At 63.0% G+C, this 24,950-nt stretch carries 24 protein-coding genes; 20 read left to right on the top strand and 4 right to left on the bottom strand.

Translation table 11 applies throughout. The features are described 5' to 3' along the window. The first annotated feature begins 109 nt into the window (after positions 1 to 109). From pyrC to VM94_RS17675, 6 genes are all read left to right on the top strand, one after another. Positions 110 to 1,162: a dihydroorotase gene (gene pyrC / locus VM94_RS17695; RefSeq protein ID WP_046684544.1), complete on the top strand. Its 1,053-nt coding sequence runs from the start codon at positions 110 to 112 to the stop codon at positions 1,160 to 1,162. 6 nt (positions 1,163 to 1,168) lie between these two features. Further along, positions 1,169 to 1,987 carry a DUF3025 domain-containing protein gene (locus VM94_RS17690; RefSeq protein WP_046684543.1) on the top strand — a complete coding sequence of 273 codons (819 nt, stop codon included), beginning with the start codon at positions 1,169 to 1,171 and terminating at the stop codon, positions 1,985 to 1,987. Position 1,988: 1 nt separating this feature from the next. Further along, positions 1,989 to 2,978 (top strand): Gfo/Idh/MocA family protein, encoded by a 990-nt coding sequence (locus VM94_RS17685; protein WP_046684542.1) that lies wholly within the window; start codon positions 1,989 to 1,991, stop codon positions 2,976 to 2,978. Between the two features lie 11 nt (positions 2,979 to 2,989). Next, on the top strand, positions 2,990 to 4,204 hold the full coding sequence (locus VM94_RS17680) for an MFS transporter (protein WP_082127760.1): 1,215 nt from the start codon (positions 2,990 to 2,992) through the stop codon (positions 4,202 to 4,204). Further along, on the top strand, positions 4,204 to 4,329 hold the full coding sequence (locus VM94_RS29345) for a hypothetical protein (protein ID WP_257620246.1): 126 nt from the start codon (positions 4,204 to 4,206) through the stop codon (positions 4,327 to 4,329). The genes VM94_RS17680 and VM94_RS29345 overlap by 1 nt, the downstream gene beginning before the upstream one ends. A 259-nt stretch (positions 4,330 to 4,588) precedes the next feature. Beyond that, entirely contained in the window at positions 4,589 to 5,080 is a 492-nt protein-coding gene (locus VM94_RS17675) for an REP-associated tyrosine transposase (RefSeq protein ID WP_046684541.1), read from the top strand. Between the two features lie 74 nt (positions 5,081 to 5,154). Here the strand turns inward: VM94_RS17675 and recG are convergent, their stop codons facing one another. After that, a complete protein-coding gene (recG, locus tag VM94_RS17670; protein WP_046684540.1) occupies positions 5,155 to 7,257 on the bottom strand; it encodes an ATP-dependent DNA helicase RecG in 2,103 nt (700 codons plus the stop codon). 178 nt (positions 7,258 to 7,435) lie between these two features. Between recG and queA the strand changes: the two genes are divergently transcribed. The 8 genes from queA (at position 7,436) to VM94_RS17630 (ending at position 15,461) form a co-directional block, all read left to right on the top strand. Continuing rightward, on the top strand, positions 7,436 to 8,491 hold the full coding sequence (gene queA, locus VM94_RS17665) for a tRNA preQ1(34) S-adenosylmethionine ribosyltransferase-isomerase QueA (protein ID WP_046684539.1): 1,056 nt from the start codon (positions 7,436 to 7,438) through the stop codon (positions 8,489 to 8,491). A gap of 1 nt (position 8,492) precedes the next feature. Then, positions 8,493 to 9,632, top strand: coding sequence for a tRNA guanosine(34) transglycosylase Tgt (tgt, locus tag VM94_RS17660; RefSeq protein WP_034745502.1), 1,140 nt, complete (start codon positions 8,493 to 8,495; stop codon positions 9,630 to 9,632). Between the two features lie 196 nt (positions 9,633 to 9,828). Continuing rightward, positions 9,829 to 10,161, top strand: coding sequence for a preprotein translocase subunit YajC (yajC, locus tag VM94_RS17655; protein WP_046684538.1), 333 nt, complete (start codon positions 9,829 to 9,831; stop codon positions 10,159 to 10,161). Positions 10,162 to 10,257: 96 nt separating this feature from the next. Further along, positions 10,258 to 12,123 (top strand): protein translocase subunit SecD, encoded by a 1,866-nt coding sequence (gene secD, locus VM94_RS17650; RefSeq protein ID WP_046684537.1) that lies wholly within the window; start codon positions 10,258 to 10,260, stop codon positions 12,121 to 12,123. 90 nt (positions 12,124 to 12,213) lie between these two features. After that, positions 12,214 to 13,236, top strand: a complete 1,023-nt coding sequence (secF, locus tag VM94_RS17645) for a protein translocase subunit SecF (protein ID WP_046684536.1) — start codon at positions 12,214 to 12,216, stop codon at positions 13,234 to 13,236. 76 nt (positions 13,237 to 13,312) lie between these two features. After that, a complete protein-coding gene (locus VM94_RS17640; RefSeq protein WP_138828967.1) occupies positions 13,313 to 14,062 on the top strand; it encodes a hypothetical protein in 750 nt (249 codons plus the stop codon). Next, on the top strand, positions 14,059 to 14,760 hold the full coding sequence (locus VM94_RS17635) for a helix-turn-helix transcriptional regulator (RefSeq protein WP_046684534.1): 702 nt from the start codon (positions 14,059 to 14,061) through the stop codon (positions 14,758 to 14,760). Before VM94_RS17640 ends, VM94_RS17635 begins: the two co-directional genes overlap by 4 nt. Before the next feature lie 74 nt (positions 14,761 to 14,834). Beyond that, positions 14,835 to 15,461 (top strand): glutathione S-transferase family protein, encoded by a 627-nt coding sequence (locus VM94_RS17630; protein ID WP_046684533.1) that lies wholly within the window; start codon positions 14,835 to 14,837, stop codon positions 15,459 to 15,461. A gap of 179 nt (positions 15,462 to 15,640) precedes the next feature. On the opposite strand, the gene VM94_RS17625 is transcribed toward VM94_RS17630, so the two are convergent. The 3 genes from VM94_RS17625 to VM94_RS17615 form a co-directional block, all read right to left on the bottom strand. Continuing rightward, positions 15,641 to 16,489: an HDOD domain-containing protein gene (locus VM94_RS17625; protein ID WP_046684532.1), complete on the bottom strand. Its 849-nt coding sequence runs from the start codon at positions 16,487 to 16,489 to the stop codon at positions 15,641 to 15,643. A 152-nt stretch (positions 16,490 to 16,641) separates the two neighbouring features. Continuing rightward, entirely contained in the window at positions 16,642 to 16,926 is a 285-nt protein-coding gene (locus tag VM94_RS17620) for a hypothetical protein (RefSeq protein ID WP_034745526.1), read from the bottom strand. A gap of 45 nt (positions 16,927 to 16,971) precedes the next feature. Further along, a complete protein-coding gene (locus VM94_RS17615; RefSeq protein ID WP_046684677.1) occupies positions 16,972 to 17,406 on the bottom strand; it encodes a MarR family winged helix-turn-helix transcriptional regulator in 435 nt (144 codons plus the stop codon). A gap of 131 nt (positions 17,407 to 17,537) precedes the next feature. Here VM94_RS17615 and VM94_RS17610 point away from each other — a divergent pair, with 131 nt between their 5' ends. The 6 genes from VM94_RS17610 (at position 17,538) to astB (ending at position 24,926) form a co-directional block, all read left to right on the top strand. Beyond that, positions 17,538 to 18,482: a GlxA family transcriptional regulator gene (locus VM94_RS17610; protein ID WP_046684531.1), complete on the top strand. Its 945-nt coding sequence runs from the start codon at positions 17,538 to 17,540 to the stop codon at positions 18,480 to 18,482. A gap of 140 nt (positions 18,483 to 18,622) precedes the next feature. Beyond that, on the top strand, positions 18,623 to 19,864 hold the full coding sequence (astC, locus tag VM94_RS17605; RefSeq protein ID WP_046684530.1) for an acetylornithine/succinylornithine family transaminase: 1,242 nt from the start codon (positions 18,623 to 18,625) through the stop codon (positions 19,862 to 19,864). Between the two features lie 106 nt (positions 19,865 to 19,970). Further along, complete coding sequence (locus VM94_RS17600; RefSeq protein ID WP_046684529.1) at positions 19,971 to 21,002, top strand: arginine N-succinyltransferase; 1,032 nt, start codon at positions 19,971 to 19,973, stop codon at positions 21,000 to 21,002. A 13-nt stretch (positions 21,003 to 21,015) separates the two neighbouring features. Continuing rightward, positions 21,016 to 22,080 carry an arginine N-succinyltransferase gene (gene astA, locus VM94_RS17595; RefSeq protein ID WP_046684528.1) on the top strand — a complete coding sequence of 355 codons (1,065 nt, stop codon included), beginning with the start codon at positions 21,016 to 21,018 and terminating at the stop codon, positions 22,078 to 22,080. After that, complete coding sequence (gene astD / locus VM94_RS17590; RefSeq protein ID WP_046684527.1) at positions 22,073 to 23,563, top strand: succinylglutamate-semialdehyde dehydrogenase; 1,491 nt, start codon at positions 22,073 to 22,075, stop codon at positions 23,561 to 23,563. The genes astA and astD overlap by 8 nt, the downstream gene beginning before the upstream one ends. A 22-nt stretch (positions 23,564 to 23,585) precedes the next feature. Then, positions 23,586 to 24,926: an N-succinylarginine dihydrolase gene (astB, locus tag VM94_RS17585; RefSeq protein ID WP_046684526.1), complete on the top strand. Its 1,341-nt coding sequence runs from the start codon at positions 23,586 to 23,588 to the stop codon at positions 24,924 to 24,926. Positions 24,927 to 24,950: the final 24 nt, after the last annotated feature.

The raw sequence follows: 24,950 nt of genomic DNA, 5'->3' as shown, positions 1-24,950 counted from the left end.
GCCGTTTGATCGTCAGGCAGCCATCGGGCAGCGGCTGCCGCAGCCTGCGAGGCTGCCCCGCGGCTGGTAAAATGGCGTTATTCGCAATGACCGCCTGAGAGCAGCCGCCATGTCCACACTCGATCACACCCCAGATTCCATCACTATCACCCGTCCGGATGACTGGCATTTGCACCTGCGCGATGGCGCCGTCATGGCCAGCGTGCTGCCGCACAGCGCGCGCCAGTTTGGCCGCGCCATCGTCATGCCGAACCTGAAACCGCCCGTCACCACCACGGCCGATGCCAGCGCCTACCGCGAGCGCATCCTGGCCGCCGTGCCGCAAGGCGTGAACTTCGATCCGCTGATGGTGCTGTACCTGACGAACAACACCTCGCCCGACGAAATCCGCCGCGCGCAGGACAGCGGCATCGTGCAGGCCGTGAAACTGTATCCGGCCGGCGCCACGACGAATTCCGACCTGGGCGTGACGGATTTGAAGAATTGCTACAAGGTGCTCGAAGTGATGCAGGAAGTGGGCATGCCCTTCCTCGTGCATGGCGAAGTGACGGACCCGGAAATCGATATTTTCGACCGCGAAGCCGTCTTCATCGAGCGCGTGATGCGCCCGCTGCGCAGCGCCTTCCCGGCCCTGTCCGTCGTGTTCGAGCACATCACCACCAAGGATGCTGCGCAGTACGTGGCCGAAGCGGAAGGCCCGATCGCCGCCACCATCACGGCGCATCATCTGCTGTACAACCGCAACGAGATTTTCAAGGGCGGCATCCGCCCCCATTACTACTGCCTGCCCATCCTGAAACGCGAAGAGCACCGCCTGGCTCTGATGACGGCGGCCGCCAGCGGCGACGAGCGCTTCTTCCTCGGCACCGACTCGGCGCCGCACGCGCAAGGCGCCAAGGAAATGGCTTGCGGCTGCGCCGGTTGCTACACGGCCCTGCACGCGATGGAAATGTATGCGGAAGCGTTCGAACGGGCCGGCGCGCTCGATAAGCTGGAAGCGTTCGCCAGCTTCCACGGCCCGGCCTTCTACGGCGTGCCGCGCAACACGGACACCATCACCCTGAAACGCGAAAGCTGGACCTTGCCGGCTTCGCTGCCGCTGGGCGACAGCCATGTCATTCCGCTCAACGCGGGCGAGCAGATCAACTGGAAAATGGTCTAAGCGTTCATGCTGCCATCGATAGACTGGACCCGCCCCTGGTTTGCCACGGTGCTGCCGGCGCGACGGCAGCTGGACCTGCAGCGCGACACGGTGATTGCCGCGCTCAATGGACGGGCGCGGGCGCTGGATTTGCGCAATCCATCCGGCCTGCCGCTGGCCTTCGTGCCGCAAGCGGACCTGCCCGAAGGCGTCGCCTACGAAGAGTTCATCGGCGCGACGGGCGGCGTGCCCACGCGCGACAATCTGCATGATTTTTTCAACGCGCTCGTGTGGCTGACCTTCCCCCGCATCAAGCGGCAATTGAATGCGCTGCAGGCCGCGCAGATCGCCATGTCCGGCGTGGGCAAATCGCGTGGTCCCGCGCGCGATGGCGCGACGATTTTTGACGAAAATTCCGCCTTGCTGGTGCTGCGCGACAGCGACGCGGGGCGCGCGCTGGACGCGGCCTTGCGCGGGCATGAATGGCGCAGCGCCTTCATTGCGCAGCGCGAGAAATTTGGCGCGGGCGGCGACGCCGATGTCTGGCTGTTCGGCCACGCGCTGATGGAAAAACTGGTGGCGCCGCGCAAGGCCATCACGGCGCACACGCGCGTGATCTTTGCCGGCGATGCCTACTTTGCGCTCGATGATGCGGCACGCCGCGCCTGGCTCGACGAGCGGGTGGCGCAAGACCTGGCGCAGCAAGGTCTCACCACGGCGGACTTCACGCCGCTGCCCGTGCTGGGTTTGCCCGGCTGGTGCGAAGGCCAGGACGACGATTTTTACAATGACGCGGCGGTGTTCCGCCCGAAGCGCAAGGTGGCTGGCGCAGAAAGAGATCAATAGCATGGAAAATACCGTCCGCTGGGGCATCCTCGGCACCGGCAAGATCGCCCGCGCGATGGCCAATGGCTTGCGTGACGCGCCCGGTGCGCAACTGGTGGCGGTCGCTTCGCGCAGCAGCGCCGGTGCGCAGGCCTTCGGCGCCGAATTCGGCATCGAACGTTGCCACGGTTCCTACCAGGCGCTGGCTGACGATCCTGGCGTGGACGTGATCTACATCGCCACGCCGCACACCCTGCATGCGGAAAATGCCTTGCTGTGCCTGGCCGCCGGCAAGCATGTCGTGTGCGAAAAACCGTTCACCATGAATGCGCGCGAAGCGCAGGCCGTGGTCGACATGGCGCGCGAGAAAAAGCTGTTTTTGATGGAAGCCATGTGGAGCCGTTTCCTGCCCGCCGTGCAGGAAGCGCAGCGCATCATCGCCAGTGGCGAAATCGGCGTGCTGCAGCAGGTGCAGGCCGATATCGGTTTTGTCGCCAACTTCCCGCCCGAGCACCGCATGTTCAATCCGGAACTCGGTGGCGGCGCGCTGCTCGACGTGGGCATCTACCCGCTGTCGATGGCGGCCTTCTTCCTCGGCCCCGTATCGCAGGTGCAGGCGCTGGCCGAGATGGGCGCCACCGGCGTCGATGAGCAGGTCGTGTTCTCGCTGCTGCACGCGGGCGGCGGCACCTCGTCGTGCGCCTGCAGCCTGCGCGCGCAGACGCCGACGGAAATGACCATTTCCGGCAGCCTGGGGCGTATCCGCTTGCCCAACCGTTTTTACAAGCCTGATCACCTGATCGTCGAAACCATGGATGGCGAACGCCGCATCGTCGCCGCGCCGCACCTGGGCAATGGCTACGCGCACGAAGCCATCGAAGCGATGCGCTGCATCCGCGCCGGCCTGCTGGAAAGCCCCCTCATGCCGCACGCCGACAGCGTGGCGCTGATGCGCAATCTCGACACCATGCGCGGCCAGATCGGCCTCGTCTATCAAGCCGACCAGGCGTGAACAGGAACCCCATGACATTGCACTCATCCCGTCCCAGCCTGAAAACTGTCCTCATCGCCAGCGGCGTTGTCCTGACCCTGGCGATGGGCGTGCGCCACGGCCTGGGTTTCTGGATGCAGCCGATCTCGCAAGCGAATGGCTGGACGCGCGAAACGTATTCGCTGGCGCTGGCCATGCAAAACCTGATGTGGGGCGTCTTCGGCCCATTCGCCGGCATGGCGGCCGACCGTTTCGGCACCATGCGCGTCGTCATCGTCGGCGCCATCAGCTACATGGCGGGCCTCGTGTGGATGGCGCTTGTCACGCAGCCAACCCTGTTCATCGTCGGCTCCGGCATCTTCATCGGCCTGGCGCTGGCCTGCACGGCGTTCGGCGCCATCAGCGGCATCATCGGCCGCAGCGCGCCGCCCGAGCAGCGCTCGTGGGCCTTCGGCATTTCGTCGGCGGCCGGCTCGTTCGGCCAGTTCCTCATGATGCCCGTGGAGCAGCAGCTGATCTCCGTCGTGGGCTGGCAAAACGCCTTTTATGTATTGGCCGCGCTGGTGCTGCTGGCGATGATCCCGATGGCCTTTTATTTGCGCGAGCCGCCCGTCTCGCACGCCAGCGGCCCGCAGCAAAGCGTGGGCGCCGCCTTCAGCGAAGCCATCGCCAGCCGCTCGTTCTGGCTGCTGCTGGCCGGTTATTTTGTCTGCGGTTTTCAGCTGGTCTTCATCGGCGTGCACTTGCCGGCTTACCTGAAGGACCAGGGCCTGATGAACCCGAACGTCGCCGTCACGGCGCTGGCCCTGATCGGCCTGTTCAACATCGTCGGTTCCTACTATGCGGGCAAACTCGGCGGCAAGATCGCCAAGCGCTACCTGCTGTCGGCCATCTACGTGACGCGCGCCGTGGTCATCACCGCGTTCCTGCTGGCGCCATTGTCGGCGTGGTCCGTGTACCTGTTCGCCGCCGGCATGGGCGTGCTGTGGCTGTCGACCGTGCCGCTGACGAACGGCATCATCGCCGGCATCTTCGGCGTGAAGCATCTGTCGATGCTGGCCGGGATGGTGTTCTTCTCGCACCAGGTGGGCAGTTTCCTCGGCGCCTGGCTGGGCGGCTATCTGTACGAGCACCAGGGCAGTTACCACATCGTGTGGATGATCACCATCGGCCTGGGCTTGCTGGCCGCGCTGATCAACCTGCCCATCGACGAGCGCGCCGTCAAGCGCGTGGCGGTGGCCGCGTAATGGCCAGCTGGCGCACATGGCTGTGGCGCCTGGCTGGCGCCGCGCTGCTGGCCATCGTCTTCCTGGCCTATCTGCGGCCCGACTTCATGCTGGACCTGGCGAACCGTTTCTGGATGTGCATGTAGGCTGCGTGGGCGCAAGGCGGTTTGCGAAAAGTCGGATTACGCTGGAAGTCGGATTACGCTACGCTAATCCGACCTACCCGACCTGCTGCCGCGTATATCGCGTAGGTCGGATTAGGCCGAAGGCCGTAATCCGACAACACCCGAAAATAAACAATACCACCGGCGTTTAGGCCGAAGGCCGTAATCCGACAACACCCGAAAATAAACAATACCAACGGCGCTTAGGCCGAAGGCCGTAATCCGACAACACCCCGAAACCATGCGATACCGACGCGCATTCCAGCCAGGCGGCAGCTTTTTCTTCACGGTGGTGACGGCCCATCGCCGGCCCGTGTTTGCCACCGCCAATGCCGTGGATTTGCTGCGTGATTCTTTCCGCGCCGTGCGGCATCAACGGCCGTTCGCTATCGACGCCATCGTCATCCTGCCCGATCACCTGCACTGCATCTGGACCTTGCCTGAAGGCGATGCCGATTTCATGATGCGCTGGAGGCTGATCAAGACGTGGTTCAGCAAGCATGCAGAATTTAAAGACGTTTGGCAGCACCGTTTCTGGGAGCATGTGCTGCGTGACGAGAGCGACTTCGCAAACCACGTCGATTACATCCACTACAACCCCGTCAAGCATGGTCTTGTGAGTAAAGTCATCGATTGGCCGTATTCCAGTTTTCACCGGTATGTAAGGCAGGGATGGTGTGCCGCGGATTGGGGCGGGGATGGTGTGGATGTGGCGGGTGTTGGGCGGGAGTGAGCAGCGCTAACAGTGTTGTCGGATTACGCGCTGCGCGCTAATCCGACAACGGCGCAAAGCATGCAATGTAAGACCTACACTTTTAAAAATTCCTCTTTCCCACCCAGCCAGCGCGCCAGGTGCGCTTCCACGGTGGCCGCTGCGGCGGCCGTGGTGGCGTGCAGCAGGTCGTGCGCCACGTCGCGCGCCTGGTCGACCAGCCATTGATCCGTTTCCAGGTCGGCAAAGCGCAGCATGGCCTGGCCGGATTGGCGCGCGCCGAGGAATTCGCCGGGGCCGCGGATTTCCAGGTCGCGGCGGGCGATTTCAAAACCGTCCGTCGTTTCGCGCATGGTCATCAAGCGCTGGCGCGCCACGCCGCCCAAGGGGCCCTGGTACAGCAGCAGGCAGACGCTGGCTGCCGAACCGCGGCCCACGCGCCCGCGCAGCTGGTGCAGCTGCGACAAGCCAAAACGCTCGGCGTGTTCGATCACCATCAGCGAGGCGTTCGGCACGTCGACGCCCACCTCGATGACCGTGGTGGCCACCAGCACATGGATATGCCCGGCGATGAAGGCGTCCATCACTTCCTGCTTTTCCGCCGGTTTCAAGCGGCCGTGCACGAGGCCCACCTGCAGCGCGGGCAGGGCTTCGGCCAGCATCATGTAGGTGTCGGTAGCCGTCTGCAGCTGCAGCGCTTCCGATTCCTCGATCAGCGGGCAGACCCAGTACACTTGCCGGCCTTCCAGCGCGGCCGCATACACGCGGGCGATGACTTCGTCGCGGCGGTTCTGGTCGATGGCGCGCGTGACGATGGGGCTGCGGCCGGGCGGCAGCTCGTCGATCACCGACACTTCCAGGTCGGCGTAATACGTCATGGCCAGGGTGCGCGGGATGGGCGTGGCCGACATCATTAACTGGTGCGGCACGGCCGCGCTGTCGCCCTTGTTGCGCAGGGTCAGGCGCTGGCCCACGCCGAAGCGGTGCTGCTCGTCGACGATCACCAGGCCCAGTTTGGCAAACAGCACGTTATCCTGGATCAGCGCATGCGTGCCGATCACCAGCTGCGCTTCGCCCGATTCGATTAGGGCCAGCGCGGCCGTCTTTTCCTTTTTCTTCAGGCTGCCCGTCAGCCACGCCACCTTCACGCCCAGCGGCTCCATCCAGGCGGCGATCTTGCGGAAGTGCTGCTCGGCCAGGATCTCCGTGGGCGCCATCAGCGCGGCCTGGTAGCCGCTGTCGATGGCTTGCGTGGCGGACAGGGCGGCGACGACCGTCTTGCCGCTGCCGACGTCGCCCTGCAACAGACGCTGCATCGGATAGGGCTGGCGCAGGTCTGCGCGGATTTCCTCAAGCACGCGCGCCTGCGCGCCCGTCAGCTTGAAGGGCAGGGCGGCGGCGAAGGCGTTCGACAAATTGCCGACGATGGGCAGCGATGCCGCACCTTTCGAGCGGCGCGCGCGCTGGGCGCGTTTGAGCGACAGCTGCTGCGCCAGCAGCTCATCGAACTTCATGCGCACCCAGGCCGGGTGCGAGCGATCCATCAGCGCGCTTTCATCGATGTCCTGCGGCGGGTAGTGCAGCAGGTGCACGGCGGCGCGGAATGGCGACAGCTGCATCTCGCGCAGCAGCTGGTCCGGCAAAGTGTCCTGCCAGTCGATGCGGCGCATGGCGTCGGCGATTTCGCGCCGCAGCACGTGCTGCGACAGGCCTTCACCGGACGGGTACACGGGCGTGAGTGCGGTGGGCAGGGGCGCGCCCTCGTTGACCACTTTATACGTCGGGTGCACCATCTCGGCGCCGAAAAAGCCGTGTTTGAGTTCGGCGCGCGCACGTACCCGCGTGCCTTCGGCCAGCTGCTTGACCTGGCTGCCGTAGAAATTCATGAAGCGCAGCAGCAAATTGCCCGTTTCGTCGGCAATCGTCACCAGCAGCTGCTTGCGCGGCTTGAAATTGACTTCGCACTTGGTGACGATGCCCTCGACTTGCCACGACTCGCCGCCGCGCAGGCAGGCGTCGCGTATCGTGTAGACCTTGGTCTCGTCCTCGTAGCGCATCGGCAGGTGCAGCACCAGGTCCATATCCGTGCGCAAGCCCAGTTTGGCCAGCCGGCTTTCCGTGCTGACCACTTTTTTGACGGCTTTCGGCTTCGCGGCCGGCTTGGCTGCGGGAGGAAGATCGGGCTTTGGATCGGACATATGCAAGGTTTTGGTGCCGCTAGCGTAAAATAGAGGGTTGTCCGGCACACCCTGTGCGTACCGCAGTTGTAAATTGTTGCGGCGGATTATTGTAATGCCTGTATAGGCGCACAGTATAGTGCCAGATGTTCCATTGCGCACTCCTAATCATTTTTGACGTACTTTTGAAGCAAAACGCATGTATTCGCTTTCCGATTTCGATTTTAATTTGCCGCAAGAAAACATTGCGCAAACTCCATTGGCCGAGCGCAGTGCCTCGCGCCTGTTGCATCTGGACGGCGACGCTTTGGTCGACCGCCAGTTCGCCGACATCGTCGGGCTGTTGCAGGCGGGCGACCTGCTGGTGATGAACGATACGCGCGTACTCAAGGCGCGCTTCTTTGGCGTCAAGGAAAGCGGCGGCAAGATCGAGGCGCTCGTCGAGCGCGTGCTCGATGACCGCACCGTGCTGGCCCAGGTGCGCGCGTCGAAGTCGCCGCCGCCCGGCTGCCGCATCCGCCTGGCCGACGCCTTCGATGTGACGGTCGGCCAGCGCGCCGGCGAATTCTTTACCCTGCACTTCGAGGCCGACGTGTTCGAGCTGATCGAGGCGCATGGCCGGCTGCCGCTGCCGCCGTACATCGAACACGATGCGGACGCATTCGACGAGACGCGCTACCAGACCGTGTTCAACAAGGTGCCCGGTGCTGTCGCCGCGCCGACGGCCGGCCTGCATTTCGATCAGACCCTGCTCGATCAATTGAAGGCCAAGGGCGTCAACTTCGCCTATGTGACCCTGCACGTGGGCGCTGGCACCTTCCAGCCCGTGCGCACGGAAGTGCTGGCCGAACACAAGATGCATACCGAGTGGTACACCATGCCGCAGGAAACCGTCGATGCCGTGCGCGCCGCGCAGCTGGCCGGGCGCGACGTGGTCGCCGTCGGTACGACCAGCCTGCGCGCGCTGGAATCGGCCTCGCAAAGCGGCCAGCTGGTGGCGGGCAGCGCCGATACGGCCCTGTTCATCACGCCCGGCTATGCGTTTAAAACGGTGACGCGCTTGATCACCAACTTCCATTTGCCGAAGTCGACCCTGCTGATGCTGGTGTCGGCCTTTGCCGGCTATGCGCCGATCCGCAGCGCCTACGCGCATGCGATCGCGCAGAATTACCGTTTCTTCAGCTATGGCGACGCGATGCTGCTCACCACGCAATCGCGCGCTCCGCTGAACCTTGATACTCCCGTGAAAGACTGACATGCTGGAATTTACATTACTCAAGACCGACACGAGCGGCCTGACCAAGGCACGCCGCGGCACCTTGAAACTCAACCATGGTGTCGTGCAGACGCCGATTTTCATGCCAGTGGGCACTTACGGCTCCGTGAAAGCCATGTCGCCGCTGGAACTCAACGAGATCGACGCGCAGATTATCCTGGGCAACACTTTTCACTTGTGGCTGCGTCCAGGCAACACCGTCATGGAGAAATTCGGCGGCTTGCATGGTTTCATGGGCTGGAACAAGCCGATTCTGACGGATTCCGGTGGTTTCCAGGTGTTTTCGCTAGGCGCCATGCGCAAGATCACGGAAGAGGGCGTGCATTTCAATTCGCCCATCAACGGCGATAAATTGTTCCTCTCGCCGGAAGTGTCGATGCAGGTGCAGCGCGTCTTGAATTCGGACATCGTCATGCAGTTCGACGAATGCACGCCGTATGAAATCCAGGGCCGTCCGGCCACCATCGAGGAAGCGGCCAAGTCCATGCGCATGTCCTTGCGCTGGGCGCAGCGCTCGAAGGACGAGTTCCACCGCGGTGAAAACCCGAATGCGCTGTTCGGCATCGTACAGGGCGGCATGTTCGAAATGCTGCGCGACGAATCCTTGGCCAAGCTGGAAGAGATCGATTTCCCCGGCATCGCTATCGGCGGCCTGTCCGTCGGCGAGCCAAAGGAAGACATGATGCGCATGCTGGCTCACGTGGGCCCGCGCCTGCCGGCCAACAAGCCCCATTACCTGATGGGCGTGGGCACGCCGGAAGACCTGGTGGCGGGTGTGTCGAACGGTATCGACATGTTCGACTGCGTCATGCCGACGCGCAATGCTCGCAATGGCTGGCTGTTCACGCGTTTTGGCGACATCAAGATCAAGAACGCCAAGTACAAGGAAGACCAGGCGCCGCTGGACGAGACCTGCAGCTGCTACGCCTGCCGCAATTTCTCGCGTGCGTATTTGCACCATTTGCACCGCTCCAAGGAAATCCTCGGTGCGCGTTTAAATACCATCCACAACCTGCATTACTACCTGGACCTGATGCGCCAGATGCGCGAAGCGCTCGATGAAGACCGTTTCCACGCGTTTACCCTGCAATTCCACGCGGAACGCGCACGCGGAACTTAAGAAAACCTTATCTGGCGCCCTGGCCGCAGCATGGCCGGAAGTTTTGTGTATTGGTGCTTGGACGGGGGCGATAAAGCATTGCATAATGCCTTTTTAGCCCCATTTGAAGCTGCCATGCCTGCAATTGGAGGCTTGGCGGATTGCCAATGCTAGAATACAGCGCTATTTTTTCAAACTGATTAGAACTGGAGTCACCGTGTTTTTCATTTCCAACGCTTATGCGCAAGCCCCAACCGAAGCCCTGGGCCTCGGCGGCAACCTGACCAGCTTCCTGCCGCTGGTATTGATGTTCGTGGTCATGTATTTCCTGATGATCCGTCCACAGCAAAAACGCGCCAAAGAACAACGGGCGATGATGGACGCGCTGGCCAAGGGTGACGAAGTCGTCACCGCCGGTGGCATGCTGGGCCGTGTTGTCAAGGTAGTGGACGCTTACGTCACCATCGAAGTGGCGACCGGCACCGAAATCACGGTGCAAAAGAGCTCCATTACCACCTTGCTGCCTAAAGGCACCCTGAAGGCGCTGTAATTCCTCGCTGTCATTGCCTCGGCAATGACTCAACGGGGCGGCTATCCGCCGCCCCTCGCGACGCCTCCGACGCTCAACACTGAACGCTGAATCAATATGAATCGCTATCCTGCCTGGAAATACATCATCATCGTCGTCGCCTTATTGCTGGGCGCACTCTATACGGCGCCCAATTATTTCGGTGAGTCACCGGCGCTGCAAGTAACCAGCGGCAGGTCGACCGTCAAAGTGACGGGCGAGCTGATGACGCAAGTCGAGCAAATATTGACGAAAGAGAACGTCAAGTCGGAAGGTGTCACCATGGATGGCGCCGGCAACCTCGCCTCCGTGCGCGTGCGTTTCGCCGATCCCGATACCCAGTTCAAGGCGAAACTGGTGCTGGAAAAGGACCTCAATCCCGATACGACCGATCCCGCGTACATCGTGACGGTCAACCTGCAAGCCAATACGCCAGTGTGGATGCAAAAATTGCATGCCTTGCCCATGTTCCTGGGCCTGGACTTGCGCGGTGGCGTGCACTTCCTGATGCAGGTCGATGCGAAAGCCGTACTGAACAAGAAAGTCCAGGGCGTCCAGTCCGCCGCGCGTAGCGTGTTGCGCGACAAGAATATTCGCCACGCCGGCATCGAGCGCGTGGGCGACAGCGTCCAGATCAACTTCCGCGACGCGGAAACGCGCCTGAAGGCAAAAAATGTGTTGTCCGACCAGATGACGGAACTGGCGTTTGCCGATGCGGGCGAAGGCAGCGACCTGAAACTGAACATCACCCTGAAGCCGGCTGCCCTGAAGGCAACCATCGATGAAGGCGTGAAACAGAATATCTCCACCCTGTCCAAGCGCGTCAACGAGCTGGGCGTCGCCGAGCCGCTGATCCAGCAGCAAGGTCCTGACCGCATCGTGGTGCAATTGCCTGGCGTGCAGGACGTGGCCCGCGCGAAAGCCATCATCGGCCGCACGGCCACCCTGGAAGTGCGTCTGGTCGATGAAACTATCGTGCCTGGCACCGAACTGTCGAGCGCCATCCCGTTCAACTCGGAACTGTTCACCGTCGGCAAGGGCGTACCTGTCGTGCTGGCGAAAGACGTGATCCTGACGGGCGACTATATTTCCAGCGCCACGGCCAGCTTCGACCAGAACCAGCAGGCGGCCGTATCGATCGACCTGAACGGCGACGGCGGCCGCAAGATGCGCGAAGCGACGCGCGAACGCGTGGGCAAGCGCATGGCCATCGTGCTGTTTGAAAAGGGCAAGCCGGAAGTGCTGTCGGTTGCCACCATCCAGCAGGAACTCGGTTCGCGCTTCCAGATCACCGGCATGGGCGGCGCGGAAAACGCCAACGAACTGGCGCTGCTGCTGCGCTCGGGCGCCCTGTCCGCACCGATGACCGTCATCGAGGAACGCACGATCGGACCGCAGCTGGGCGCGGAAAACATCGCCAAGGGCTTCCACTCGACCTTGTACGGCTTCATCGCCATCGCCATCTTCATGATCGCCTACTACATGCTGTTCGGCGCCTTCAGCGTGCTGGCCCTGGCGGCCAACCTGCTGTTGCTGATCGCCTTGCTGTCGATGATACAGGTGACGTTGACCTTGCCCGGTATCGCCGCTATCGCGCTGGCGCTGGGTATGGCGATTGACGCCAACGTGCTGATCAATGAACGTATCCGCGAGGAGCTGCGCGCCGGCAATACGCCGCAAGCGGCGATCGCCGCCGGCTTCGACCGCGCCTGGGCCACGATTCTCGACTCGAACGTGACCACCCTGATCGTCGGCCTGGCGCTGCTGGCCTTCGGCAGCGGCCCCGTGCGCGGCTTCGCTGTCGTGCATTGCCTGGGTATTCTGACCTCGATGTTCTCCTCCGTGTTCGTTTCGCGCGGCGTGGTCAACCTCTGGTATGGCCGCAAGAAAAAGCTGACGACCTTGTCGATCGGCACGGTGTGGGTGCCGGGCACCAGCAAATAAGCGGCGTCCCCGACTCACTCCATAGCGACAACAGCGATCGCGTCCGGTGGCACAGCCGCCGGACGCACAGAATAGAACTCAGAGGATTTCATGGAATTTTTCCGGATCAAAAAAGATATTCCCTTCATGCGCCATGCGTTGATTTTCAACGTGATTTCGGCCGTGACCTTCCTTGCCGCCGTCTTCTTCCTGGTGCACAAGGGCTTGCACCTGTCCGTCGAATTCAAGGGTGGCACCTTGATGGAGGTGAAATACCCGAAGGCAGCCAATCTTGAAGGCATACGCGGCACCCTGATCAAGATGGGCTATGAAGAGCCAGGCGTGACCAGCTTCGATACGGCGCGCGACGTGATGATCCGCCTGCCCGTGGAAAATGGCGTCAGCGCCGCGAACACGTCGCAGCGCGTGTTCGAAGCCTTGTGCAAGGCCGAGCAAGGGACGACCAAGGGCATCGATACCGTCACCGAAAAGGGTGAGCACGTCATCAAGAGCGCGTGCATGGACGCTGCCGGCAGCGAAGCGGTCGTGCTGCAGAAAGTCGAATTCGTCGGCCCGCAAGTGGGCGAGGAACTGGCGCAGAATGGCTTGAACGCGCTGGTGATGGTGATTCTGGGCGTGATGATCTACCTGGCCATCCGCTTCGAGTGGAAATACGCCGTCTCGGCCATTATCGCCAACTTGCATGACGTGGTGATCATCCTGGGCTTCTTCGCCTTCTTCCAGTGGGAATTCTCGCTGACGGTACTGGCGGCCATCCTGGCGGTGCTGGGCTATTCCGTCAACGAATCGGTGGTGATCTTTGACCGTATCCGCGAAAACTTCCGCAAGCAGCGCAAGGCGAGTGTGCATGAAGTGATCGACAGCGCGATCACCAGCACCATTTCGCGTACCATCATCACCCACGGCTCGACCCAGATGATGGTGCTGTCGATGCTGGTCTTCGGCGGCCAGACCCTGCACCATTTCGCACTGGCGCTGACCATCGGTATCTGCTTCGGTATTTACTCGTCCGTGTTCGTCGCGGCCTCGATCGCCATGTGGCTGGGCGTCAAGCGCGAAGACTTGATCAAGCCGGTCAAGGAAAAAGACGAAACCGACGGCGCCGTGGTGTAAGCGCAGGGTTTTTTGCAGCTTGAATGAAAGAACGATCACCGTTTGCGGTGGTCGTTTTTTTTTGTGACGGATGACGATGAAGCGTTTTTTATGGGTAGGTCTGATGGCGGGCGTGACGGCATGCGCGGGCGCCGCCGATTTCAGCCGTGTCGATGCGGGCAGCATCGCCATGCGCGGCCCGATTGCCGAGGGCGACGTGGACAAGCTGCGGCCGCTGGCCACGCGGGGCACCGCGCTGTTGCGCGTCAATAGCGACGCGGGCGACCCGCAGGCGGCGATGCAGCTGGCCCGCCTGGTGCGTCAGCTGCGGCTCGACATCGCCATCGACACGGTATGTGCGGGCAGCTGCGCCCTCTACGTTTTCCCCGCTGCGCTGCGCAAGAGCATTCCCGCCGACGCCGTGCTGGCGCTGCAGGAATCGGCTTTCCTGCGCGCGCGGATGGACCGGGTGCAGATGCGCCGCAGCCTGGTTGACGCTGGCGTGGCGGCCGAGGACCTGGACAGCGAAACGACGGCGCTGGCGGCCCGGTTGGCAGAGACGGCGGCGCAGGAAGCGGCGTTTGCCTTGGAGTTGGGCATTGCCCCCGCCTTTTACCGCGACTTCCGGCAAGTGGCGGCGCAGGCCGATAGCGTGCGCCAGCGCTTTCCCGACCAGGAGGCGGCCGTCTACTGGTGGCCGGCCGCCGCCCGTCTGCAGCGCTGCTACGGCATCGCCGGCGTGGACGAGGGCGCGCGCGCGGCGCGCCTGGCGCCCGACGGCTATGTGTACGTGCCGGCCCTGTCGGCCCTCGTCATGGGCGACCAGGCTTTGCAGGGCTGCCCATGAGCCGCAGCGGCCGTTTATTCCTGCTGATGGACGCCATGCGCGCCAAGCGCGTACCCGTCACGGCGGCCCAGCTGGCGCAGCAGCTGGGGGTATCCGAGCGCACGATTTACCGCGATATCCAGACCCTGGCCGAACTGGGCGCGCCCCTGCAGGGCGAAGCCGGCATCGGCTATGTGCTGCGCCGCGGCGCCTTCCTGCCGCCGCTGATGTTCGGTCCCGATGAACTGGAAGCGCTGGTGCTGGGGGCGCGCTGGGTGCGCCGGCAAGGTGATGCGGGCCTGGCGCAGGCGGCCAGCAATGCCCTGGCCAAGATCGCCGCCGCTTCGCCGCGCGACTTGCGCGACAGCATGGCCGAGACCAGCTTGTGGGTGCCGCTGGGGCGTCCCGCCGATGGCACGCAGCCGGCCGACCGTTACGTGCAGCCCGTGCGCGAGGCGATCCGCTACGAACAGAAGCTCACGCTGGCCTATCAGGATGAGCATGGCAGCGCCACCTCGCGCACGGTGTGGCCGTTCGCCCTGGCTTTTTTCGAAGGCAAGCGCCTGCTGGCCGCCTGGTGCGAGCTGCGCGGCGATTACCGGCATTTCCGCATCGATCGCATCGCCGAGGTGCTGCAGCATGCGGAGCGCTATCCCACGCGGCGCCATGTGCTGCTCGATGCCTGGCGCAAGGCCCACGAGATTGACCCGGAATCCTGACATTCGCTCCTGACAAAAACTGTCAGTGACGGCGACTACGATGGTGGCTTCTTCACTCACCGGAGCCATCCATCATGCGCCTGTACCACCACCCCATGTCTTCGAATGCCCGCCGTACGCTGATGACGGCGATCCACCTCGGCTTGCCGCTGGAGCTGGCCGAAGTCGACCTGATGAATGCGGACGACCGCCGCCGCCTGCTCGAACTGAACCCGAACGGCAAAGTGCCCGTGCTGGCCGATGGCGATTTCCTGCTGTGGGAATCGTGCGCCATCATGCAATACCTGGCCGAGCAGGTGCCGGGCCAGACGATTTATCCGCAGGCGCCGCAAGCGCGCGCCGACGTCAACCGCTGGCTGTTCTGGGCCGCGCAGCACTTTGCGCCCGCCGTCAGCGTGCTGGCCTGGGAGCGCGCCTGGAAAGGCATGACGGGCAATGGTCCGGCGGACCCGCTGGAAGAGGCGCGCGGCGAGCATGAACTGCATGCCTGCGCCATGGTGCTGGACGCGCACCTGGCGCAGCGTGAGTGGCTCTGCGGCGATGCCTTGACCTTGGCCGAGTTCGCCGTGGCCGCGCCGCTGATGTACAGCGAGGCCGTGCGCTTGCCGCTGGCGCAGTACCAGCACATCCAGGCGTGGTTTGCCCGCGTGCGGCAGCTGCGCGCCTGGCAGGAAACGGACGTGGAACTGTTGCCGGGATAATCTGCGCGCTAAGTGAGCCAGCGCACGGAGCCGGCGCGGCGCAGCGCATAAGATAGGGCTGTCTCTTTCAGGACATCCCTAGCTTTGGACTTTACCCGCTTTCGAGCGGGTTTTTTTTGTTTGGAATGCTTGGCGCCTGCTGCTGATAGTGAGTGCTTGCATTCGGCGTGGCAGGCAGCTTAGTGCACGAGCACCTTCAGCAGCGACTGCACTTCATCGTCCGATTCTTCCATGATGCTCGACAAGGTCGCATCGTCGCCGATCAGGCAATCGATGCTGCGCGCGGCGCGGGCGGCCCGCACGGCGATGGCGGCCGGGCTTTCGTTGAGCGGCGACGAGACGGGCGCCAGGTCATTTGCCAGCAGCAAGGTGTCGCCCAGCGATTCGGGCGGGATGGCGCGCAAGCCTTCCCACAGAGCGTCGATGGCGCCCATCACCGCTTCCGGCACTTTCAGTTTGGTCAGGACGCCATGGCCGATGGCCTGTTCGCCATGTTCGACCCAGTCCTCCGGTTCGCCGTCGAGGATGCCGGGGAATTCGGCCGCGCGCGACAGCAGATAAAAGCCGCCCACTTCATGCATGATGCCGGCAAACAGGGCCGTATCGGGGTCCACCTTGGTGACGCGGCGGGCCAGTACCTGCGACAGGGCCGCCACGTGGGCCGTATGCTCCCACAGCTGGTTAGCCTTCGCCTGCAGCACGGGATCGGTGATGGTGCTGCCCAGCTGGCGCACGATCAGCGATGCCACCACCGATTGCAAGGTACGCACGCCGAGCCGCTGCACGGCGTTGCGCACGCTGGTGATTTCATTGCCGGAACGGTTGAACGCCACGGAATTGGCGATGGCCACCGTGCGCGCCGCCAGCAGCGGGTCAGCCTGCACCAGCTTGGCGGCGGCCTCGATATGGCAGTCGGGATCGGCCAGCGCCTCTTGCAGCTTGAGCGAAGCGTCCACATTGGCAGGAAAGGTCAGCTCGCCACGAGCGGCTTGTGCGGCGATGCTTTTAAAGGCGTCGAGTCTGTTCATTGAAAAAATTATACTCGCAATATTTCCGTGCGGAACTTTTTAAGCATGATCTTTTCGCAAACAGCCTGGCAAAAGGCAAGCAAAGCCCCATAAACGGAAAAAGGCATGCCGCTGGATCAGCGGCATGCCCTTTTTGGAGCATGCGAGCGTTATCAGTCTGCTTCGCTAAATATCGCGTCGCAGCCTTCAACGAGTTCGTCGCTGTCTTCCAGCTCATCGGTCAAGCCCAGGTCGAACAGTTCCTCGACGGCGTTCATGAAGCTGTTGTGCTTGGTGGCGCCGATCAGGCGGTAGATTTCACCGTCTTCATTGCGCACGCCGATGATCAGTTTTTCCTGGCGCACCAGTTCCGGCGTGCTGGCGTTGAGCAGCAGGTTGCCGATGATGTGTTTATCGAAATGAGCAGGCTTTTTGCCTTCGAGCAGTGAGGTTTTCAACTTGGTTTCCTTTGTCTTGTTTGAATGTCTGTGCTTGGTGAATAGTCAGCCGTGGCCGTTGGCGATGACGTGTTTCAAGCCCGCCAGGGTGGTTTCCAACCGCATGAAATCGTCTTCGGTATAGCCGTCGAACAGGCGCTGGCCCTGCTTTGTCAGCTTGGGGAACACGTCATGAAACACCTGTTCGCCCTCGCAGCTCAGGCGCACGTAATAGGAACGCTTGTCGCGCGGACAACGTTCGCGTATCACCAGCCCCTTTTGTTCCAGGCGGTCCACCACGCCCGTCAAAGTTCCCTTGGTAATCAGGGTTTTCTGGCCCAGTTCCTTGTAGGACATGCCGCGGGTGTTGCCGAGCGTGGCGATGATGTCGAATTGCGCATGCGTCAAGCCGTACTGGCGCACGAAGTCGCTAGAAAACCGCTCGAAGCCTTGCATGCATTCGGCCAGCAGCCGGATACTTTTTAAATATCGTTCACCCATGGTGGTGATTATATCCTTCCGCTCCGCTTTTTTCCGCCGCGCCTGGATGCGTCCTTGCATGAGGGGCTGAATGGGGCGGAAGTCCGGTATCATGTGGGCAACTCAGCCCTTGCCCCTGGCCCGCCTCGCCGATGTCCTTCGCTAATCTTTCCCGTATCGGCCTCGACAAACCGCTGCGTTTGCTGCTGGTGCATGCCGGCGACGCCGAGTCGATTACCTGGGCCGGCCTGGTGCAGCCGCTGCGCCTGTGCGGGCGGGCGCTGGGGCCGGAGGCCCTGCAACTGGACGTGCGCACGCCGGAACAGGTGGCCGCGCAGGGCGGCAACTGGCATATCGCGCTGCTGGTGGCCGACGAGACGCAGGCGCCGCTGCGCGCCGAGCTGTGCCGGGCCGTAATCGAGCGCTGCCGTTCGGCGCCATTCTGGGGCGGCGTTGGCGCGGCCGTGCTGTGGCTGGCCGACGCGGGCGTCATGGATGGCGTGCGCATCGCCTTGCCGTGGGCCCTGTACGCGGATGCGGAAGCGAAGGCGGAACGGGCCATCCTGACGCCGCATTTGTTCGACATTGATGGCCCGCACATCACCTGCTGCGGCGGCGCGGCCAGCATCGATTTTTCGCTGACCCTGATCGAGACCATCTTTGGCGCCGATGTGCAGGCGCTCGTCAAGGAAGCGCTGTGCGTGGACAAGGTGCGCGGCAAGGAAGAGCGCCAGAGGGTGGCCTTGCAGGCGCGTTTCGGCGTGCTGCAGCCCAAGCTTTCCGAGGCGGTGACCTTGATGGAAGCCAATATCGAGGAACCGCTGTCGACGGACGACATCGCCAGCCTGGTGGGCCTGTCGCGGCGCCAGCTGGAACGGCTGTTCAAGCAATACCTGGGCAGCCTGCCGTCGCGCTACTACCTGGAGCTGCGCCTGCAACGCTCACGGCAACTATTGCTCGATACACATTATTCCATCGTGCAAGTTGGCCTGATGTGCGGCTTTTCCTCCGGCTCGCACTTTTCCACGGCCTTTGGCACCCTGTTTGGCAATACCCCGCGCGAAGAGCGGCAAAGAAAGCTGATGCCGCCTGTTTGATTAAAGCAAGCCCGGCTGTGATGAATTGTGAAAATCCTTGTCGCAGATTCAAAAGAGTTTTAGCATCCCGCTTTTTATAATGCAGTACACACGTAGCTGTCGTAGCTGCGGAGTACCTAACATATTGATGGGGAAATGCTATGAATGCCAAGCTTGATTCGACCGTAACGGCTCGTCCAGTCACCCGGGAAACCTTTGACCAGGTCCTCGTTCCTACCTACGCCCCTGCAGCCATGGTGCCCGTGCGCGGTTCCGGTCTGGACCTGTGGGACCAGTCAGGCAAGCATTACCTCGATTTCACCTCCGGCATCGCCGTCAACAGCCTGGGCCACTGCCATCCGGCCCTGGTCGACGTGCTGACCAAGCAAATCAATAATTTGTGGCATTTGGGCAACGGTTACACCAACGAGCCTGTCCTGCGCCTGGCGCTGGCCCTGACGGAAGCGACTTTCGCCGACCGCGCCTTCTTCTGCAACTCGGGCGCGGAAGCCAACGAAGCGGCCCTGAAACTGGCGCGCAAGTACGCGCACACCAAGTTCGGCGCGCACAAGTCGCGCATCATCTCGTGCTTCAGCTCCTTCCACGGCCGCACTCTGTTTACCGTCTCCGTCGGCGGCCAGGCCAAGTACACGGAAGGTTTCGAGCCGCTGCCGCAAGAGATCGACCACATCGCCTACAACGACATCGAAGCGGCGCGCGCCGCCATCGGCGATGACGTGTGCGCCGTGATCGTCGAGCCGGTACAAGGCGAAGGCGGCGTGGTGCCGGGCAATCCGGAGTTCCTCAAGGAGCTGCGCGCCCTGTGCGACAAGACGGGCGCCCTGCTGATTTTTGACGAAGTCCAGTGCGGCATGGGTCGCACTGGCGCCTTGTTCGCTTACATGGGCTACGGCGTCACGCCAGACATCCTGACGGCCGCCAAGGCGCTGGGCAACGGCTACCCGATCGGCGCCATGCTGACCACGAATGAACTGGCGCAGACCTTGGCCGTCGGCACCCACGGCACCACCTACGGCGGCAACCCGCTGGCCGCCACCGTGGCCTTGACCGTGCTGGACACGATCAACACGCCGGCATTCCTGGCGCGCGTGAAAGAAGCGAGCGTCAACACCATCGCCATGCTGCAAGGCTTGATCACGGATTACCCGCAAGTGTTCTCCATCGTGCGCGGCAGCGGTTTGCTGCTGGGCCTGGTCGTCACCGATGCCTATAAAGGCCGCGCGAAGGACATCCAGAAAGCGGCCGAAGCGCAAGGCTTGATGGTGCTGATCGCCGGCATGGACGTGGTGCGCCTGGCGCCGGCCCTGATCGTCTCGGACGAGCAGATCGCCGAAGCGGGCCGTCTGCTGCGCGCCGCCATCGACGGCATGCTGAAAGCCTGAAGCTAGCCCCGCTCCTGTTTGATCACCGGCCCGCCGCTTTGCTGCGGGCCGGCTTGGTTCTACCCGGGTATTCAGCCCAAGTATCGTCAGCATTGAAGGAGTACCCATGTATGTTGTCCGTCCGGTAGAAATTGCGGATATTGCAGCCCTCGAAGCGCTGGCCGCAGTCACCATGCCGGGTGTCCATACCCTGCCGAAGACGCGCGAAAAAATCGCCGCCTCCGTCGAGCGCTCCATCGCCTCGTTTGCCGCCCATGTCGACATCCCCAGCGAAGAGTCGTATCTCTTCGTGCTTGAATCCCTGCTCGACAAGAGCATTGCCGGTACGGCCGCCATCTTCGCCTCGGCCGGCTCGAACGGCACCTATTTTTCCTTCCGCAACGACGTCATCCAGCAAGTCTCGCGCGACCTGAACATCAGCCACAGCGTGCATGCGCTGACCCTGTGTTCCGAGTTGACGGCGTACTCGCAACTGTCCGGCTTCTATGTGCGCAACATGGAGCAGGCGGGCCTGGAAGCGGCCTTGCTGTCGCGCGCGCGGCTGCTGTTCGCCGTGCTGGCGCCACACCGCTTCGGCGACCGCTTCTTCGTGCCGCTGGCCGGCATCACGGACGCCGATGGCCAGTCGCCATTCTGGGATGCGCTGGGCCGCAAGTTCTTCCAGATGGATTTCCTCGATGCCGAAAAAGTCATCGGCGGGGCGCGCAACCGCACCCTGATCGTCGAACTGATGCCGCACTACCCCGTGTACGTGCCGCTGCTGCCCGGCGACGCGCAGGCGGCCATGGGCCAGATCCACCCGAGCGGCGAACTGGCGTTCAATCTGCTGACGGAAGAAGGCTTTGAAGCGGACGATTACATCGACATCTTCGATGGCGGCCCGATCCTGCAGGCGCACAAGCATGCGCTGCGTTCGTTTACGGGTTCGCTCACGCGCCGCGTCGTCGCGGGCGTGACGCCCAGCCGCACGGGCCTGAAAGTGCACTATGCGGTCGCTTCCGGCGCCGAGCGCAATTTCCGCGCCGTCACCTTCACGTGCGATGCGCTCGAAGCGCAGGACACCGTCGGCTTGCCGGCAGACTTGCTCGAAGCGCTGGCCGTGGCCGAAGGCGACAGCGTCATTTGCGTACGTATCTAAGGGAGTTAATTTTATGCTAGTAGTACGCGCCATCAACGCCAATGACCTCGATGCCCTGTATGGCCTGGCCAGCCAGGTCGGCACCGGCATGACCACCCTCAAGCCGGACATGAAAATGCTGGGCGACCGCCTGGCCATCGCCTGCGCCTCGTTCGCCGAAACCATCCCGCCCGAAAAGCGCGACTATATGTTCGTCATGGAAGATACCGACACGGGCCGCCTGGCCGGCGTGTGCGCCATCAAGGGCGCGGTGGGTCTGGACGAACCGTTCTATAACTACCGCATCGGCACGCTGGTCCATTCCAGCCGCGAGCTCGATGTGTTTACGCGCATGGAAACCCTGTACCTGTCGAACGACCTGACGGGCAGCACGGAACTGTGCTCGCTGTTTCTGCACCCCGATTACCGCAGCGGCAACAACGGCAAGCTGCTGTCGAAAAGCCGTTTTCTCTTCATCGCCCAGTTCCCGCAACTGTTCACGGAAAAGCTGATCGCGGAAATGCGCGGCTACCAGGCACCGGACGGCAGCTCGCCGTTCTATGAAGGCCTGGGCCGCCATTTCTTCAAGATGGATTTCCACCACGTCGACGACTTGACGAGCCTGGGCAAAAAATCGTTCATCGCCGAACTGATGCCGCGCCAGCCCATGTACGTGGCCTACCTGCCTGACGAAGCGCAGGAAGTCATCGGCAAGGTGCATCTGAGCACGGCGCCTGCGCGCCGCCTGCTGGAACAGGAAGGCTTGCACTTCGAAGGCTATGTCGATATTTTCGACGCCGGTCCCGTGCTGCAGGCGCGCGTCTCCGAACTGCGCGCCATGCGCGACAGCATGCCGGCCGTGCTCGACGCGGCGACTGTGCCAGTGCCTGCGCCGGAAGCGTGCGGCGATGCCGCCCAGGCCGAGCCTTACCTGGTGTCGAACACCGACCTGAAAGATTTCCGCATGATCGTCACCAGCGCCAATCCGCACAGCGGCAAGATCGCGCTCGATGACGATGAACTGCATCTGCTGCGCTGCCATCACGGCGACACCGTGCGCACCTTGTCACTCAACCCGAGGAAGCATCCCCATGTCTAACGTATTGAATGCATCTACCGCAGCATCGAACTTCATCAACGGCGCCTGGCTGCCAGGCACGGGCCGCGAACTGCTCACCATCGATCCGTCGAACGGCAAGCAGACCTGGGCCAGCCTGGAAGCGACGGAACGCGAAGTCGAGCAGGCATGCCAGGCCGCGCGCGCCGCTTTCGAAGCGTGGGCTGACACGCCCGTCGACGAGCGCATCGCCATCTGCGTGCGCTTTCGCGAACTGCTGAAGGAACATGCGGAAGCGCTGGCGCTACTGATCTCGGAAGAAGTAGGCAAGCCGCTGTGGGAGTCGCGCACGGAAGTGGCCACCATGGCCAACAAGATCGATATCTCGGTGCAGTCGTACAACGCGCGCACGGGCATCACGCAAAGCAAGATCGCCGATGGCGACGCCGTGCTGCGCCACCGCCCGCATGGCGTGTTCGGCGTGTTCGGCCCGTACAATTTCCCCGGCCACCTGCCCAACGGCCACATCGTGCCGGCCCTGATCGCCGGTAACACCATCGTCTTCAAACCCAGCGAATATGCGCCGCGCACGGCCATCAAGACCGTGCAGCTGTGGCAGCAGGCGGGCTTGCCGGATGGCGTCGTCAACCTCGTCAACGGCGGGCGCGACACGGGCGTGGCCCTGGGCGCCAATCCACATCTCGACGGCGTATTGTTTACGGGTTCGTGCCAGACGGGCATCAGCCTGCACCGCCAGTTCGGCGGCCAGCCGGGCAAGATGCTGGCGCTGGAAATGGGCGGCAACAACGCTTTAGTGGTGTGGGACGTCAAAGACGTGGACGCGGCCGTGCACCACGCGATCTTCTCCGCCTTTGTGTCGGCCGGCCAGCGCTGCACCTGCGCGCGCCGCCTGGTGGTGCAGGATAACGCCGCCGGTGCTGCCTTCATCGCGCGCCTGGTGGAAGTGGCCGCGAAACTGGGCATCGGCGCGTCCGACGCCCAGCCACAGCCGTTCATGGGCCCAGTGGTGTCGAGCACCGTGGCCGCGCGCCTGGTGCAGGCGCAGGCGGACATGGTCGCCAAGGGCGGCACCACCTTGCTGCAGATGCGCCAGTTGAATCCCGCGGCGGGCTTTGTCACGGCCGGCATCGTCGACGTCACCAATGCTGTTGGCATTCCCGACGAAGAGTGGTTCGGCCCGCTGCTGCAAGTGGTTCGCGTGGCCGATTTCAATGCGGCCCTGACGGTGGCCAACGCCACGGAATTCGGCCTGGCAGCAGCGCTGTTGTCCGACGATCCGGCCCTGTGGCAAACCTTCCAGGTACGCGCGCGCGCCGGCATCGTCAACTGGAACCGTCCGACCACGGGCGCGGCCAGCACGGCGCCGTTCGGCGGCATCGGCAAGTCGGGCAACCACCGTCCGAGCGCCTATTACGCGGCCGATTACTGCGCCTATCCGGTCGCCTCGATCGAGAACAGCGCGCTGGAAATGCCGGCCAAGCTGTCGCCCGGCCTGAATTTTTAAGAAGGTTTCATAAGGAATACCCATGCACAGCACGCGCGAATACAATTTTGACGGCCTGGTCGGCCCATCGCATAACTATGCGGGACTCTCGTTCGGCAATGTGGCCTCGTTCAGCAATGTGAAAAGCGCTTCGAATCCGAAGCAGGCCGCCTTGCAGGGCCTGGCGAAGATGCGCGCGCTGGCCGCGCGCGGCTTTGCGCAAGCCTTGCTGCCGCCGCAGGACCGGCCGAATTTCCGCCTGCTGCGCTCCATCGGTTTCACGGGCACGGACGCCGAGGTGCTGGCGCGCGCCTACAAGGAATCCCCGGTGATTCTGGCCTGCGCGTATTCCGCCTCGCCCATGTGGACGGCGAATGCCGCCACGGTCAGCCCGTCGGCGGACACGCAGGATGGCCGCGTGCATTTCACGGCCGCCAACCTGAATAACAAGCTGCACCGCGCCTTCGAGCACGCGCAGTCGGCGCGCAGCCTGCGCGCCATTTTCAGCGACGACAAGCACTTCGCCGTGCATGACGCGCTGCCGTCGACACCGGCCTTTGGCGACGAGGGCGCGGCCAACCACACGCGCCTGGGCGCGAGCCACGGCGCGCCATCGGTGGAATTGTTCGTGTATGGTCGGGTGGAGTTCGACCCGTCCGCGCCGTCGCCGAAGCGCTACCCGGCGCGCCAGACCCTGGAAGCGTCGCAAGCCGTGGCGCGATTGCATGGCCTGGACGCGAAGCGCACCGTGTACGTGCAGCAGAACCCGGACGTGATCGACCAGGGCGTTTTCCATAACGACGTCATCGCCGTCGGCAATGGCAATGTGCTGTTCTATCACGAGCAGGCGTTTGCCGATGAAGAAGCAAGCTTGTCGCAGCTGCGCCGCGCCGTCGCCGCCACGGGTACGCAACTGGACGCGCTGCGCGTGGACACGGGCCAGGTGCCGATCCAGGATGCGGTGACCAGCTATCTGTTCAACAGCCAGTTGCTGACGAAAGAAGGCGGCAAGATGGCGCTGGTGATACCCCAGGAATGCCAGGAAAACCGCGCCGTGTCGCGCTACCTGGAAGGCCTGGTGGCCAGCGGTGGACCGATCGACGAACTGATACATTTCGACCTGCGCCAGAGCATGCGCAACGGCGGCGGGCCTGCCTGCCTGCGTTTGCGCGTGGCCCTGACGGAAACCGAGGCGCGCGCCATGCACCAGGGCGTGATCATGACGGAAACGCTGTACCATCGGCTGGTGCAGTGGGTGGAAAAACACTACCGCGACCATCTGGAGCCGGGCGACCTGGCCGACCCGCAGCTGGCGCTGGAAGTGCATGCGGCGCTTGAAGAATTGACGATCATCCTCAACTTACCTGGATTGTACGACTTGTAGGCGATAGAAAAATACACAGAAAAT

Origin of the sequence: Janthinobacterium sp. KBS0711 (genome assembly GCF_000988085.1) — a bacterium.
Lineage (GTDB): Bacteria > Pseudomonadota > Gammaproteobacteria > Burkholderiales > Burkholderiaceae_D > Janthinobacterium > Janthinobacterium lividum_E.
Note: the sequence above shows the minus strand (reverse complement) of the source record. Positions and strands in the feature narration are given on the sequence as shown.